A 15,091-nucleotide genomic window follows, 5' to 3' on the forward strand; every position below is an offset into this window, starting at 1 on the left:
GGCGCCCATATACCATCCACCCCGCGCCCGCCGCCGTGCGGACTACAGCGCTTCCAGCCGGAACTGCTGGCAGTCGTTGTTGGACCAGGTCCACTGCTGGAGGAGCGTGCCGTCACCGCTGCCCTGGAGGCAGCCCGTCACGTCCAGCACCTTGCCGCTGTGCCGGGCCTCCAGGCGGAAGTAGCCGTTGCCCAGGTCCACCGGCTTGAACTGCTGGTTGCTCCCGCTGCTGTAGCTCCACTGCTGGAGCTTCGCGCCGTCCGCCGTGCTCACGTCGCGCACGTCCAGCGCCTTGCCGCTGTAGCGCGACACGAAGCGGTAGTAGCCGCTGTCCGTCGCCTCCATGGACCACTGCTGGCTCGTGCCCGTGTGGCAGGCCCACTGGTGGATGCTGGCGCCGTCCGCCGTGCTGGGGCCGTTGATGTCCACGCAGCGGCCGGAGGCCTTGTTCACCAGCCGGTACGCGCCCGTGCCGCCGCCCGTGCCCTGCGCCACGGAGTAGATGGCGTTGAGCAGCGACGTGCTCCCCGACGTGTCCTGGGACAGCTCCCAGATCATCACGCCGCCGTTCTGCCTGCCCAGCTGCGTCTTCGCCTGGATGGTCGCGATGCCGTTGTAATAGACGTCCCCCACGTTGTCCTTGTAGGGCGCCTGCGAATCGCGCGCGACCAGCTCCGAGTACCCCACGTAGCTCGACGGCGAGCGCCCGTAGAACGGCACGCCCAGCACCGCCTTGGACGCCGGCAGCCCGCGCCCCTTCCAGTAGTTGAGCGACTGGACCGCCAGGTCATACGTCGAATGCGGCTGCCCGCCGTCGTAGGCCATGATGTTGAGGAAATCGACGTCGTTGAACACCGACGCCGGCACGCCGCCGCCCGTGTAGCCATTGGCCACCACCGCCGCCGTGAGCAGCTTGCCCCGGCTGTGCATCGCGGTGCCCAGCTGGTTCATCAGGAGCGCGTAGTTGTTCCCCGACGCGCCGGGGTCCGGGTACTCCCAGTCGATGTCCACGCCGTCCAGCCCGGCCGCGTTGACGAAGTTCACCACGTTGTTCACGAACGCCGTGCGCGAGGTGGCGTTGGCCGCCATCTGCTCGAAGCCACTGTCATTGCCGTCGTTCCAGCCGCCTACGGCAATGAGCACCTTCACGCCCTGCGCATGCGCCTGCGTCACCAGCGAGCGCAGCCGCGCGTCAGAGCTGCTCACCCCCGTGAGCCCACCGGACGCGGTAGGCAGCGCGAACGCGTAGTTGATGTGGGACAGCTTCGAGTACTGCAGCGTGTTCACGTCCCCCGCCCACGTCGGCAGGTAGCCCACCACGCGCGTGGACAGCACGGCCGCCTTCACCTGCCCCAGGGGCTCGACGGAGTCGGGCGCTTCCTCCGGGCCCGAGCAGCCACCCAACGATGCGAGAAACACGGCGCCCAGCGCCCACGTGCGGAACGGCGTCGAGGTACGAGACACGGCGGACTCCTGCGAAGGGGTTGTACGGGCTTGACCCGTAAAACCCACTAAGCAGTTTTATCCGAAAGACTCAACAACACCGGCCGCCACCGCCGCGATAGCGGGCCTGGAGGCGGTCGTTGAAAAACTCCGCGTAGGTCATCACCGCCCGGTCCGGATGGTGACGGCGCATGTGGGCCACGTAGGTGTCGTAGTCCGGCACGCCAATCATCGACCGGGCCGTGCGCACGGCCTGGCGCCAGCCATGCCGCAGCGCCTCGATGAACGCGCGCCTCACGGCTTCACCGGGAGGGCGGCGGCCACGTAGGGCGTCTCGTGCGAGGTGGGCACCGGTGACTTCCGGGCCTGGAGCGCGGCGCGCACGCCGAAGAGCACCGTGGCCACCACGACGATCATGAAGAACACGGTGAGGCCCGCATCCAGATAGTCATTGCGGATGATGGCCTCCATCTCCTCCACGGACTTCGCGGGGGCGATGAGGCGCCCTTCCGTCACCGCCTGCGAGAAGGCCCGTGCGTGGGCCACGAAGCTCACGCGCACGTCGCCGCCGAAGACCTTCTGGAAGCCGGCGGTGACGGTGCACAGCACCAGCCACGCGGCGGGGATGCCGGGCACCCAGACGTAGCGCTCGCGCTTCATCTTCACCAGGGCCACGCAGCCCAGCGTGAGCGCCACCGCGGCGAGCATCTGGTTGGCGATGCCGAACAGCGGCCACAGCGTGTTGATGCCGCCCAGCGGATCCACCACGCCCTGGTAGAGGAAGTAGCCCCAGGCGGCCACGCACAGCGCGGTGGCCAAGAGATTGGCGCCCCAGGACTCCGTGCGCTTGAGCGGCGCGTACACCAGGCCCGCCAGCTCTTGAATCATGAAGCGCCCCACGCGCGTGCCGGCGTCCACGGTGGTGAGGATGAAGAGCGCCTCGAAGAGGATGGCGTAGTGGTACCAGAAGGCCATCATCCCCTGCCCGGACACGAGCCCATGGAGGATCTGCGCCATGCCCACCGCCAGCGTGGGCGCGCCACCCGCGCGGGACAGGATGGTCGTCTCACCGATATCGCGCGCCGTCTGCTCCAGCACCTCCGGGGTGATGACGAAGCCCCACTGGCTGAGCGTCGCCGCCGCCTGCGTCGCGCTGGTGCCGATGAGCGCCGCGGGCGAGTTCATGGCGAAGTACACGCCCGGCTCCAGCACGGACGCGGCGATGAGCGCCATGATGGCCACGAAGGCCTCCATCAGCATGGCGCCGTAGCCCACGAGCTTCGCGTCCCCTTCCGTCGCCAGCATCTTCGGCGTGGTGCCGGACGCGATGAGCGAGTGCCACCCGGACACCGCGCCGCACGCGATGGTGATGAAGAGGAACGGGAAGAGGCTGCCGGAGAACACCGGCCCGGAGCCGTCCACGAACCGCGTCACCGCCGGCATCTTCATGTGCGGCGCCGCCAGCACGATGCCCACCGCCAGGAGCAGCACGGTGCCAATCTTGAGGAAGGTGGACAGGTAGTCGCGCGGCGCGAGCAGCAGCCACACCGGCAGCACCGCCGCGCAGAACCCGTAGCCGATGAGCAGCCACGCCAGCGTGCGGCTGTCGAAGGTGAACCAGGGGCCCCAGGTGGCGGACTCGGAGACCTGGCCGCCCAGCCAGATGCTGAGCATCAGCAGCACGAAGCCGACGATGGACACCTCCAGCACCTTGCCGGGCCGCACGTAGCGCAGGTACAGGCCCATGGCCACGGCGATGGGGATGGTCATCGCCACGGTGAAGGTGCCCCAGGGGCTGTGCGTCAGCGCCTTCACCACCACCAGGGCCAGCACCGCGAGGATGATCATCATGATCATCAGCACGCCCACCATGGCCGTCACGCCGGCCGCGGGCCCCAATTCCATGCGCACCATGTCGCCCAGCGACTTGCCGTCGCGGCGCACGGACAGGAACAGCGTCACGAAGTCCTGCACCGCGCCGGCCACCACCACGCCCGCCAGAATCCAGAGCGTGCCGGGCAGGTAGCCCATCTGCGCCGCCAGCACCGGGCCCACCAGCGGCCCCGCCCCCGCGATGGCCGCGAAGTGGTGGCCGAAGACGACCCAGCGGTCCGTGGGCACGTAATCCAGGCCGTCGTTGCGGCGCTCGGCGGGGGTCGCGCGCGAAGGGTCCACCTGGAGCGCTTTTTCGGCAATGAAACGGCCGTAGAAACGATATCCCAGCATGAACACCGAAACCGAGGCGATCACCAGCCAGATGGCGCTGATGGACTCCCCACGGTGCAGTGCCACCACGCCCAGGCAGAAGGCACCGGCCAGCGCCAGGGCCACCCACCCCAACTTCCGAGCGACTCCACCCATGATGTCTCCCATCAGCGGGCAGGCCCTCCCCACCGCGCGCGAGGTTTATAGCCCACCGCTCGCGGCGCCCCGCCCCACTCATGATGTCGTGTCGAGTGGTGGAGGAAGTTGGCGCAAGGGCGTTCTCCTCGTCCTCGCGGGCCTGCTCACCGCGTGCGCCACGCCGCACGGCACTTCGAAGGCGAGCACCCGGGACGAGGATGGGGTGTGGCGCTCGCGAGGCTACGGCTGGCTGCTGTCCGTGACGCCGGAGGGGATGCGGCTGCACCAGGAGACGGCGGCGGGGTGCTATGCGGATCCGTCCTCCACGGCGGAGCTGAAGGAGATGTTCGGGCTCCAGGAGCCGGGGCCGTCGGCGGACGTGCGGGACTTCTTCGGAGCGCCGGGAGAGACGCGCTACCGCTTCGACCGCTTGTCAGCCCTGCCCGCCGGCTGCGACACGCCGCGCACGTGGAACGCGCTGGAGCTGTTCGATGTGTTCCGGGCAACCTTCGCGGAGCACTACGCCGCCTTCCCCCAGCGGGCTCCGGACTGGCTGGCCCGGCTGGATGCGCAGCGCTCGCGGGTGACGCCGGACATGGACGGCCGCGCGCTGTTCACCCTCTTCGCGGACGCGCTGCGTTCGCTGAACGACGCGCACGTGGGGCTGATGGCGGACACGCTGACGTACGAGCCCCGCCCCACGGGGACGTTCGAGCTGCTGGAGCAGGCATCGCGGGCCATGCAGCGCCCCGTGCGGGACGTGCAGCGGGAATGGATGCGCGCGTACCGCGACGGCATCCTCCAGACGGTGCTGCGCGGAGAGGGACACCACGTTGGAAACCAGCGCGTCCTCTGGGGCTTCGCGGCGCCGCGCGTCGGCTACCTCAACCTGCTGACGATGGGCGGCTTCGTCGCCGGTGAGGAAGGCCAGACGCCCACGCTGGCCCAGGAGCTGGCCGCGCTGGAGCCGGTGCTGGACGAAGCGCTGACCGCCTTCGCGGGCGCGGACGCGGTCATCCTGGACGTGAGCAACAACCGGGGCGGCCATGACGCCGTGGCCCGCGCCGTCGCGGAGCGCTTCACGGCCCGACCCCGGCGCGCGTATTCCAAGTGGGCCACGGGCGCGAAGGACGTCCCGCCGCAGGAGTTCACCCTCCAGCCCTCGCCGCGTCCGGCCTTCCACGGGCCGGTGTACGTGGTGACGAGCGACGTCACGGTGAGCGCGGGAGAGGTCCTCACGCTCGCCCTGCGGGCACTCCCGAACGTGACCCACGTGGGCACGGCCACGCGGGGCGCGTTCTCCGACATGCTCATGAAGCCGCTGCCCAACGGGTGGACGGTGCACCTGTCCAACGAGCACTACGCCGACGCGCGGGGCCAGGACCACGAGGCCCGGGGCCTGCCGCCCCAGCGTCCCCTGGAGATCTTCAAGAGCGAGGACCTGTGGCACTCGCACGCGCAGGCCCTGCGTGCGTTGGCGGACTCACTGGTGCCCCCCAGGCCGTAGGAAGCAGGCGGCCTTCCACCGCGTGCCATTCCGTCCGGGAAGTCCTACCTCTCCTCTCGGGAGTCCATACGCCGTTCCAGAGGAGCACGCCCGATGCCGACCCGTTCCCCCACCCGCAGGAGCGTCACGCGCACGCGGCGCCTGAAGGATCCGAAGGGCGGCCCCATGGTGGATGACAAGGGAGAGCCCACGCGCCTCGCGCTCTCCGCCCGCGCCTGGGGCGAGCCGGTGCCCAAGGACAACGCGGGCGCGAAGCGGCTCGCCGCCAAGGGAACGAAGCTCCTGGAGCGCTACCACGCGGCGCAGGAGCGCGCGAAGCGCTCCTGAACCCCCCTCATCGCCTCATGGCCGGAGCGCGCGAGGGGCAGCCACCCGGGGCAGCGTGACGTAGTCCGACGGCTCGAAGTGCTCCACCCGGTGGCGGAAGGCCGTGGAGGAGCCGGGCCACAGCGCGGAGTTGCGCCCCGTGGCATCCATGTACCAGCTCCGGCATCCCCCCTGGTTCCACACCGTGCGGGACAGCCGTGCATCCAGCTCACGCACGAAGGCGTCCTGTGCGCCTGGAGCCGGCTCCACGGCGGCGGCGCCCCGGGCCTCCAGGTAGCGCAGCGCCCCCAGAACGTGCTCCACCTGCGCCTCCATCATCAACAGCACGGAGGTGTGGCCCAGGGTGGTGTGGGGCCCCTGAAGCAGGAAGAGGTTGGGGAAGCCGCTCACGGTGGTGCCCAGGAAGGCCCGGGGACTGCCCGCCCATACCTGCGCGAGCGTCCGTCCGTCCCGGCCCTGGAGGTGGTGCGCCAGGGGCATGTCCGTCGCCTGGAACCCGGTGCCGAAGACGAGCGTGTCCACCGGGTGGACGGCGCCGTCGCCGGTGACGACCGCGTCCTCAAGCACCTCGCGGATGGGCGCGGTGACGACCTCCACGTTCGGGCGCGTGAGGGCCGGCAGATAGTCGTCGGAGACGACGATGCGCTTGCACCCCATCGTGTACCGGGGCGTGAGCCGGTCGCGGAGCGCAGGGTCCTCCACCGTCTTCAGCATGTGCCGGAGCACCCATCGCTGCGCGAGCCGGAAGATCCACGGGTGCTGGAAGCCCAGGGCCAGGCTGTCGCGCAGGATGCGGAGCGCCCCACGAAGCAGCCACCGCACGCCCGGCACCCGCCGGTACAGGGCCTTTCGCAGGGCGCTGTTGGGCTTGTCCCACCGGGGCAGGACCCACGCGGGCGTGCGCTGGAAGAGGACGAGCCGGCCCACCTCCGGCTGGATGGCCGGGACGATCTGCACCGCGGATGCGCCCGTGCCCACCACCCCGACCCGGCGCCCGGCCACCGGGTAGCCCGTATCCCACCGCGCCGAGTGCATCACCTTGCCCCGGAAGCGCTCCAGCCCGGGCAGGGGTGGAATCACGGGCTCGCTCAACGTGCCCACCGCCGACACGAGCACGTCCGCGGTGAGGGTGCCGTGGGAGGTCTCCAGCACCCAGCGCCGCGCCGTCACGTCCCACGCCGCGCGGAGGACCGAGTGCCCCAGGCGCAGGAAGGGCTCGAGCTGGAAGCGCCGCACGCAGTCGCGCAGGTACTCCTGGATCTCCCAGCCCGGGGAGTAGGCGCGCGACCAGCCGGGGTTCGGCACGAAGGAGAACGAATACAGCAGCGACTGCACGTCACACGCGCAGCCGGGATAGACGTTGTCCCGCCAGACGCCCCCCACGTCCTTCGCGCGCTCCAGGACGACGAAGCCGCCGAGGCCTTCCTGCTTCAACCGGATGGCCATGCCCAGGCCGGCGAAGCCCGCGCCCACGATGGCGACGCGGACGTGTTGCTGAGGATGGGACGACACCGGGGACACCTCCTGGGGAGGCAGGCGCACGCGGGTCAGGCGCCCACCACCTCCGCGCGGGTGATGCGGTCCAACCGGAAGTGGCGCCGCTCCCCGGACGCGAGGTCCACCGCGTCCAGCCGCGTCTCGTGCCGGTCCATCACCACGGACTCGATGCGCACCTCGCGCACCGTCTCCAGGAAGTTGCTGTCCACGTAGGTGATGCGCAGCGGCTGGCGCTCGAACCACGCGCGCTCCAACGCTTCACGCACGGGCTTGCGCGTGGGCAGCGACGGCACGCCCAGGAACGTCAGCTCGCGCAGCCGCGCCAGCAATTCGCGCTGCGCGGACGTGGACAGCGCGGAGCGCACCTTGTCCAGCGCCGACTCCAGCGTCCCCGTGAAGGGCAACAGCCGCATGTCGATGGCGAAGCGGCCCAGCGCCACCACCAGCGCCGCCTCGCGAGCGGTGAAGTTCACCGGCGGCAGGCTGTAGCCCCGGTCCAGCGCGTAGCCGCCTCCCCGCCCCCGCTCCGCGCCCACCGGCAGCGCCGCGGCGCGCAATGCGTCCAGGTCCCGGTAGATGGTCCGCACCGTCACGCTGAAGCGCTCCGCCAGCACCTCCGCGGTGACGCCGGTGCGGCGGCCTCTCAGGTACTCCGCGAGGGCAAAGAGTCGCTCGGTGCGCTGCATGACGATGAATCCTGACATACCGCTGTCAGTCAGGGGCCTCAAGCTGGGGCGAAAGGCCCCCGCGATGCGAAGCCCTTCCGACAGCGCCACGTTGCTCCTGTCCGCCCACCCTTGCGAAGCCGGCCCCCGCGCGCCTATGAGCACCCGGAGCAGCGCCCTCGCGAAGCGCCCTCCGTCCCCCGAGTCCCCGCCCATGGTCCCGCCGCCCCATCCGCTGGAGGACGAGTGGTTGTGGGGATGGGACCCCACGCCGGGCATCGTGTCCGTGTGGGCGGAGCCGGACGGGCGCGCCTTCGTCTGGAAGCGGCAGCCCGGCACGCACGTGAGGCAGCGCGAGGACGCCCGGTACCGGCCCTGGGTGCTGCTCTCATCGCTCCAGGACCTGGAGCACCTGGGGGACGTGCTGCGGCCCGAAGGCCCGGCCCCCACGCCAGGCGCGGTGACGTACCGGGAATTGGAGGGCCCCGGCGCGCTGCGCTTCCTCGTCAGCGCGGACGACGGGCGCGCGCTGGCGTCCGCGGTGCTCAAGGGCGCATCGAAGCGGTTGGATCAGCGCGTGGGCCACCTGCGCGACCTGGGCCCGGCCACGGCGCTGGTGCTGCCTCCCGAGGAGCAGTACCTGGTGGCCACCGGCCGCACGTACTTCCGCGACCTCGTCTTCGACGACCTGCGCAGGCTCCAGTTCGACCTGGAGACCACCGGCCTGGACCCTTCCCGGGACCGCATCTTCCTGGTGGCGCTGAGGGACCCGGAGGGCCGCGCGGAGACGCTGGAGGTGACGGCGGACGGCGACGCGGGCGAGGCGGACCTCCTGCGCCGGCTGGTCGCGCGCATCCGGGAAGCCGACCCCGACGTGGTGGAGAACCACAACCTGCACGGCTTCGACCTGCCCTTCCTGGACCAGCGCGCGAAGCGGCTCAACGTGCCGCTGGCCCTGGGCCGCGCGGGGCTGCCGGGCCTGCGCCACCGGCCCTCCGCCCGGGGCGCCGCGCTGAACCGGGGGCCCGGAGGCCGGGACGCGGACCCCATGCGCCGCGCGCGCTACACCGTGCCCGGCCGCGAGTTCATCGACACGCTGGACGCCGTGCGCCGCTACGACTTCTCCGCGCGCGACCTGCCCGGCCACGGCCTCAAGGCGGTGGCGAAGCACCTGGGCCTGTCCGGGCCCGAGCGCGAGCTCATCCCCGGCGCGCGCATCCATGACGTCTTCCTGAAGGACCCGGAGCGCGTGCGCCGCTACGCCCGCGAGGACGTCACGGAAGCCGCGGGGCTGGCGCACCTACTGGGCGGCGCGCCGTTCGCGCTCGCGCGCATGGCCCCCCGGCGCTACGAGCGGCTGGCGGACGCGGGCCCGGCGACGGGCGTGTTGGATCCGCTATTGGTGCGCGCCTACGTGCGCTCCGGAGCGGCGCTGCCCGGGCACGAGACCGGCGACGGCACGTCCCACAGCGGCGCGGCGCTGCACCTGTTCGCCACCGGCGTCGCGCGCCACATCGTGAAGGCGGACGTGGCCAGCCTCTACCCGTCGCTGATGCGCCACTACCGCATCGGGCCCAGGCGAGACCGGCTGAACGCGCTGCTCGCGCTGGTGGACCGGCTGGTGGATCAGCGCCTGGACGCGAAGGCGAAGGCGAAGAAGGCCCCGCCCGGCTCAGCGGAGCGCCACACGCAAGAGGCGATCTCCGCGGCGATGAAGCTGCTGATCAACTCCGCCTACGGCTACCTGGGCGCGGTGGGGCTCACCCGCTTCTCGGACGTGCACGCCGCCAACGAGGTGACGCGGCGGGGGCGCGAGCTGCTGGGCCTGATGTGCCGCGAGCTGGCGGACCGGGGCGTGACGCTGCTGGAGGCGGACACGGATGGCGTCTACTTCGCGGTGCCGGAGTCCTGGACGGAGGTGGACGAGCGCCGCGTGGTGTCGGAGGTCGCGAGCCTCCTGCCCCCGCGCGTGAAGCTGGAGTTCGAGGGGCGCTACGCCGCCATGCTGTCGCACGAACCCAAGAACTACGCGCTGAAGCCCTACGACGGCCCCCTCCTGCTGCGCGGCGTGGCCTTCCGCTCCAGCCGCGCGGAGCCTTACGGAGAGGGCTTCCTGCGCCGCGCCCTCCAGCACCTGCTGGCCGGAGACGTGCGCGCCGTGCGCGACACCTACGTGGACGCGGTGATGGCGCTGAGGCGCCGCCAGGTGCCCACCTTCGAGGTCTCCGCGCAGGTGCGGCTGACCAAGTCCCCGTCGCAGTACCTGGCCACGCGCAAGCAGCGCAGGGAGCTGCCGTACGAAGCGCTGCTCACGAACGGCCGCGAGCACTGGTCCCTGGGCGAGCGCATCCGCATCTACCGAGCCACCGGCGGCCGGGCGGGCCTGCTCCCGGAAGCGGACGCCGACGACGGCGAGCCCGCCGCGCGCCCCAGCCCGGACGACGACGCGCGCGACTACGACGTCGAGTACTACGTGCGGCTGCTCAAGGACTCGTTCGCGGCCCGGCTCGCGCGAGGCCTGGCCCCGGAGGACTTCGCCACGGTGTTCGCGGACCCCGACCAGCCCTCCCTCTTCACCCCGTCCCTGGCGGACGCACGCCCCGTGCTCAATGTCGTCAGAGCGCCCCGGGGCCCGGAGTTCGGTGAGGAGCAGGAGCCGCAGGTGGTTGGAGCCCCGCCCATCTCACCGTGACTGGAACGCTGCCGTGTCCCGGTTCCTCCGGGAGTCGTGGGGAGGCTTCTGCTACGTTGCGTCAACTTCGATGGCCTTCTCGTTGATGAAGCGTCCCACGCCGCGCGCGCTGGCGGTCCCCGGCACCGTGGCCCTGCTGCTCCTGCTCCCCTGGCTCATCTACTGGAGCGCGATCATCCACCGCTACGGCCTGCGGGACGACTACGCCATCCTGCGCGAGGCGCGCGAGGAGCCGGGCAAGATTCTGCGCGTCTGCGCGTCGCAGGGCCGCCCGCTCTACGGCTGGATGCTGGAGGCGTCCGCGAAGGCGGCGGGCGGCATCGACGGGCTGATGGGGCTGCGGCTGATGGGCGTCGCGGGGCTGGGCGTGCTCGCGGCGGCGGTGTTCCTGCTGTTGCGCAAGGAGGGCTGGAGGCCGGGCTCCGCCGCGCTGCTCGCGGCCTTCCTCACGGTGACGCCGTCCGCGCAGGTCATCGCCAACTGGGGCATCTGCTGGCCGCAGGCGGTGGCGCTGATGCTGGGCCTGGGCGCGTTCGCCTTCGCCCGCCGCGCCATGGGCCCGCCGGGGACGGACGCACCCGTCCGGTGGCCGTACGCGCTGGCCGCGGTGGGGAGCATGGCCACCGCGACGCTCATCTATCAGGTGAGCGGGCTGTTCTCCGCGGTGCTGCTGGCGGCGTCGCTGGTGGTGCACCGCGACGTGTCGCTGAAGGACACCGCGCGCTGGATGCTCAAGCACCTGCTGGTGATGGGCGCGGGCCTGGCGCTCGCGTACGCCGTCACCCAGGTGCTGTTCAAGGCGGGCATCTTCCCGCCCTCGCCCCGCCTGAGCTTCGAGAAGCACTGGGTGGACAAGACCGTCTGGGCGCTCACGCACGTGTTCCCCAACGCGCTCGCGCTGTCCGCGCTCAACGAGGCGCCGGTGGGCGACATGGACGGCTACCGGGCCATGGTGGTGCTGACGCTGACGCTGCTGGGCGTGGGCGTCGCGGTGGAGGGGCGCCGCTCGGGGCTGGTGGGCGTGGGGCGCTGGCTGCTGGCGCTGGTGACGCTGTCGGGCGCGGCGTACTCGGTGAGCTTCCTCGCCGGGGAGCGGTGGCCCACCTACCGCACGCTCAACGCGCTCACCGGCGTTTGGGCCGTGTTCTTCGCCGCGTCGCTGGTGAACCTGGGCACCATCTGGCCCAGGCATGGTCCGCGCATGGCCATGGGCCTGCTCAGCGTGTTCGTGGCCTTCAGCGCGCTCCTCGCGCACGAGCAGTCCCTGGAGCTGTTCGCCCTGCCCCAGGGCCGGGAGCTGGCGGTGATGGAAGAGGGCGCGAACCTCGTCGTCCCGGACCGCAAGCCCCGCGTCTTCGTGCTCACCGCGAAGCAGTCGGACTCCACCGCGCCGTTCCACTACCTGGACGAGTTCGGCTCCGTCTCCGTGGACGCGGAGTGGGTGGCCAAGGAGATGCTCAAGGCCCTGGTGAAGGAGCGCTTCCCCCGCGAGCGCGACGTGAGCGGCCTCTACCGCTTCGCCGCCGGCCCCGTGGCCCCGGAGCCGCGCAACTACGACATCCTCATCGACATGCGCCGCCAGCACGTGAGCGCCGTAAGCCCCATCCTCCAGAAGCCCCGCTAGTGTCCCGGAAGACTGGGGAATCCCTGATGCGTGCGCTCGGCTCCCACCCGGTTTTCCGGAAAGAAGCGTTGGGCGCCGGGCTCCCGCGGCGCATCCTGAAGGTTCGCCCCCACCGGACGCGCGAATCCGGGTAATGAATCAACGGGTGAGGTCCTCCGTTCCCCTTTGCGCCACCGCGAGCCCCGGGATGACTCCGTCCCGAGGAGACGCCCGAGGAGAGGCCCGCTGATGGACGGAGCGCGTCCGGTGCGGCACGACTGGGTGTACCTGGGCGCCGGCTGGGCGGACCAGGTGCGCTCCCCGCCGGGCCCGGACGTGGTGACGCAGGTGACGGCCTGGCGCGAGCAGGGCCGGCCCTTCGCCGTCGCCCGCCAGGAGCCAGAGGACGCGGACGACACGCTGCGGCTGGGGCTCACCCTGCCCGGCCGCCGCCACCTGTCCCTGCACGTGGCCCTGTCCGCCGTGGAGCGCCACCTGCCGCCGCCCACGGTGCAGGAGGTGCGCGCCTCCGCCCCCGCCGCCTGGGGGCCCGCCCTGGATGACGTCATCGCCCTGGGCAGCGCGTTGGATTTGACGGTGGGCGTCTTCGGTTCGCTGGCCTGGCAGCACCGCTCGGGCGCGCCCTACGTGCGGCCGCTGTCGGACGTGGACCTGCTGTTCGCCCCGGCGCGCTGGTCGGACGTGGAGCGGCTGCTCTTCGGCCTGGAGGCGGTGTCCCGGCGCCACTCGGTGGTGCGCCTGGACGGCGAGGTGCTGCTGCCGGACGGCGGCGCCGTGTCCTGGCGCGAGCTCGCGCTGGAGCCCGAGCGCATCTGGGTCACCGGCCCGCGCGGCGCCAGCCCCCGCACGCTGCGGGAGCTGCGCGCGCTCTTCCCCGCCGAACCCTGAAACACCCAAGGAAGTTCGCGCTCCACGTGAATACGTGTGTCCGCCGACACGTCACGCAGGCCGCGCTCACAACCCGTTTCCACTGCCCGCTTCGAATGACTCACGAGGCTTTTCACGCTCCGCGTGACGCCCGCGCGCGTCATCTCCCTGGACAAACCCGGAAGAACATGAAGGCCGAGCCCCCCGTGCGTCTTCCCTCAGCAACAACAGAGGGTTGCAAGCGACACCGGGCAGGCGGAGGAGCAGGCTTCCGGCACCCGGCCCGCTTGGCCGGGGCGTCCAATTGTCACCCTGTGAATGGTTTGGTAAAGGTTGTCTTTGGGGGCGATTGGGGCCTCTCCGTCACGATGATGGGATTCTCCGTACAGCGTTGGGCCGCCTGGGCCCCCGGGCTCGTCAATCCTGCCTCCTGGGAAACGTGGCTCGCGACACCGCATCCGCTCCCCGCCGAAGGTACGCCCGCGCTCGCGGCGATGCCCGCGATGATGCGCCGCCGCGTGGACCGGCTGGGCCGCATCGCGCTGCAGGCGGCGTACGACGCGCACGTGGACGCGCCGGACGCGCCCGTCATCTTCGCGTCGCGTTACGGCGACCTGGGCCGTTCGGTGGAGCTGCTCACGCAGCTGGCGCGCCCGGAGCCGCTGTCGCCCACGTCGTTCAGCCTGTCGGTGCACAACGCCATTGGCGCGCTCTACTCCATCGCGCGCGGAGACACGTCCGCGTACGGCGCCATCGCCGCGGGGGAAGAGACGGTGGAGGCCGCCTTCACGGAGGCGTGTGGCCTGCTGTCGGACGGTGTCCCCCGGGTGATGGTCGTCGTCTACGACGAGCCCGTGCCCGCGCCGTGGGAACACTTCTCCCGGGATGTGGCGTTTCCTCATGCATGGGCTTGCCTCCTTTCAGCCAGCACGGGCGCGGATGCCATCCACCTGGACTGCGCGGATGCGCCTGCCACATCGCCGGAAGCAGCGGACCTCCCGGCGGACCTGCGCGCCCTGCGCTTCCTCGTCTCCGGTGCCTCGCGGTGGGAGCACGCGACGGGCGGCCGGCGCTGGCGGTGGGCACGCAATGCTTGAGAAGCTCGACCGGCCGTGGCGCATCTTCGCCACCGGGTTGTCCTTCGCCACCTTCGGGCTGGGGGGCCTGGCGCTGCGCCTCCTCTTCTTCCCGCTGCTCACGCTCTTCGTGCGCGATCCGAAGCGGCAGCAGCGGCTGGCGCGCCTGGCGGTGCACCACACGTTCCGCTTCTTCATCGGCTACATGCGCGCGCTGGGCGTGCTCCGCTACGAATTGCAGGGCGTGGAGAAGCTGGCGCGCTCCGGGCTGCTCATCCTGGCCAACCACCCGTCGCTCATCGACGTCGTGTTCCTCATCTCGCTGGTGCCCAACGCGGACTGCGTCGTCAAGGCGAGCCTGGCGAACAACCCCTTCACGCGCGGCCCCATCCGGGCGACGCGCTACCTGTGCAACGACTCCGGTCCGGGCCTCATCCAGGACTGCATCGCGTCCGTGAAGGCCGGCAACAACCTCATCATCTTCCCGGAGGGCTCGCGCACGCCGCTGGACGGGAACATGCAGCTGCAGCGCGGCGCCGCCAACATCGCGGTGCGCGGGCCGTGTGACATCACGCCCGTCATCATCCGCTGCGAGCCGCGAGGCCTCACCAAGGGCATGCCCTGGTGGAAGGTGCCGGAGCGGCCCATGCACTACGTCATTCGCGTGGAGGACGACATCCACGTGTCGGCCCAGGACGCGGAAGCCGGCGAGGCCGCGAAGGCCGCGCGCCAGCTCACCACCCGTTTGCACGACCATTTTCTAAGGGGGAGCCAGGAACATGTTGGAGCTTGAGCAGGAGATAAAGCGTCTGGTCATCGAGACGCTGAACCTCGAGGACGTGAAGCCGGACGACATCGATCCGGCCGCGCCGCTGTTCGTCGAGGGGTTGGGGCTGGACTCCATCGACGCCCTGGAGCTCGGCCTCGCGCTGCAGAAGTCCTATGGCGTCGTGCTGGCGAGCGACTCCAAGGAGAACCGCCGCCACTTCGCCAGCGTTCGGGCGCTCGCGGATTTCGTCAGCAGCCACCGCACCAAGTCCTGACAGCGCC

At 71.2% G+C, this 15,091-nt stretch carries 13 protein-coding genes; 8 read left to right on the forward strand and 5 right to left on the reverse strand.

Going from position 1 to position 15,091, the window contains the following annotated elements; genetic code table 11:
- Nucleotides 1-42: 42 nt before the first annotated feature.
- The 3 genes from D7X96_RS06045 to D7X96_RS06055 form a co-directional block, all read right to left on the reverse strand.
- Nucleotides 43-1,464 carry an RICIN domain-containing protein gene (locus D7X96_RS06045; RefSeq protein WP_120549217.1) on the reverse strand — a complete coding sequence of 474 codons (1,422 nt, stop codon included), beginning with the start codon at nucleotides 1,462-1,464 and terminating at the stop codon, nucleotides 43-45.
- A 70-nt stretch (nucleotides 1,465-1,534) separates the two neighbouring features.
- On the reverse strand, nucleotides 1,535-1,741 hold the full coding sequence (locus D7X96_RS06050; RefSeq protein ID WP_121723525.1) for a YbdD/YjiX family protein: 207 nt from the start codon (nucleotides 1,739-1,741) through the stop codon (nucleotides 1,535-1,537).
- Nucleotides 1,738-3,804, reverse strand: a complete 2,067-nt coding sequence (locus tag D7X96_RS06055; protein WP_121769233.1) for a carbon starvation CstA family protein — start codon at nucleotides 3,802-3,804, stop codon at nucleotides 1,738-1,740. The genes D7X96_RS06050 and D7X96_RS06055 overlap by 4 nt, the downstream gene beginning before the upstream one ends.
- Between D7X96_RS06055 and D7X96_RS06060 the strand changes: the two genes are divergently transcribed.
- The gene (locus D7X96_RS06060; protein ID WP_158616233.1) at nucleotides 3,803-5,293 is read left to right on the forward strand and encodes a S41 family peptidase; all 1,491 of its coding nucleotides are present in this window, start codon (nucleotides 3,803-3,805) and stop codon (nucleotides 5,291-5,293) included. The two genes, D7X96_RS06055 and D7X96_RS06060, sit on opposite strands and share 2 nt — an antisense overlap.
- A 93-nt stretch (nucleotides 5,294-5,386) precedes the next feature.
- Entirely contained in the window at nucleotides 5,387-5,620 is a 234-nt protein-coding gene (locus D7X96_RS06065; RefSeq protein WP_120549219.1) for a hypothetical protein, read from the forward strand.
- Between the two features lie 15 nt (nucleotides 5,621-5,635).
- On the opposite strand, the gene D7X96_RS06070 is transcribed toward D7X96_RS06065, so the two are convergent.
- Together D7X96_RS06070 and D7X96_RS06075 are read right to left on the reverse strand one after the other, a co-directional pair.
- On the reverse strand, nucleotides 5,636-7,132 hold the full coding sequence (locus D7X96_RS06070; RefSeq protein ID WP_244219464.1) for a flavin-containing monooxygenase: 1,497 nt from the start codon (nucleotides 7,130-7,132) through the stop codon (nucleotides 5,636-5,638).
- A 35-nt stretch (nucleotides 7,133-7,167) separates the two neighbouring features.
- The gene (locus D7X96_RS06075) at nucleotides 7,168-7,803 is read right to left on the reverse strand and encodes a helix-turn-helix transcriptional regulator (RefSeq protein WP_120549247.1); all 636 of its coding nucleotides are present in this window, start codon (nucleotides 7,801-7,803) and stop codon (nucleotides 7,168-7,170) included.
- A 193-nt stretch (nucleotides 7,804-7,996) separates the two neighbouring features.
- Here D7X96_RS06075 and D7X96_RS06080 point away from each other — a divergent pair, with 193 nt between their 5' ends.
- From D7X96_RS06080 to D7X96_RS06105, 6 genes are all read left to right on the forward strand, one after another.
- Nucleotides 7,997-10,474: a DNA polymerase domain-containing protein gene (locus tag D7X96_RS06080; RefSeq protein WP_121769235.1), complete on the forward strand. Its 2,478-nt coding sequence runs from the start codon at nucleotides 7,997-7,999 to the stop codon at nucleotides 10,472-10,474.
- Between the two features lie 85 nt (nucleotides 10,475-10,559).
- The gene (locus tag D7X96_RS06085; protein ID WP_167510802.1) at nucleotides 10,560-12,098 is read left to right on the forward strand and encodes a hypothetical protein; all 1,539 of its coding nucleotides are present in this window, start codon (nucleotides 10,560-10,562) and stop codon (nucleotides 12,096-12,098) included.
- Nucleotides 12,099-12,326: 228 nt separating this feature from the next.
- Nucleotides 12,327-12,986, forward strand: coding sequence for a malonate decarboxylase holo-[acyl-carrier-protein] synthase (mdcG, locus tag D7X96_RS06090; RefSeq protein ID WP_120549222.1), 660 nt, complete (start codon nucleotides 12,327-12,329; stop codon nucleotides 12,984-12,986).
- Nucleotides 12,987-13,333: 347 nt separating this feature from the next.
- Nucleotides 13,334-14,062 carry a beta-ketoacyl synthase chain length factor gene (locus D7X96_RS06095; RefSeq protein WP_167510803.1) on the forward strand — a complete coding sequence of 243 codons (729 nt, stop codon included), beginning with the start codon at nucleotides 13,334-13,336 and terminating at the stop codon, nucleotides 14,060-14,062.
- Nucleotides 14,055-14,834, forward strand: coding sequence for a lysophospholipid acyltransferase family protein (locus D7X96_RS06100; protein WP_120549223.1), 780 nt, complete (start codon nucleotides 14,055-14,057; stop codon nucleotides 14,832-14,834). Before D7X96_RS06095 ends, D7X96_RS06100 begins: the two co-directional genes overlap by 8 nt.
- The gene (locus D7X96_RS06105; protein ID WP_121769227.1) at nucleotides 14,821-15,084 is read left to right on the forward strand and encodes a phosphopantetheine-binding protein; all 264 of its coding nucleotides are present in this window, start codon (nucleotides 14,821-14,823) and stop codon (nucleotides 15,082-15,084) included. The genes D7X96_RS06100 and D7X96_RS06105 overlap by 14 nt, the downstream gene beginning before the upstream one ends.
- Nucleotides 15,085-15,091: the final 7 nt, after the last annotated feature.

It is taken from the genome of Corallococcus interemptor, from assembly GCF_003668875.1.
GTDB classification, from domain to species: Bacteria; Myxococcota; Myxococcia; order Myxococcales; family Myxococcaceae; genus Corallococcus; species Corallococcus interemptor.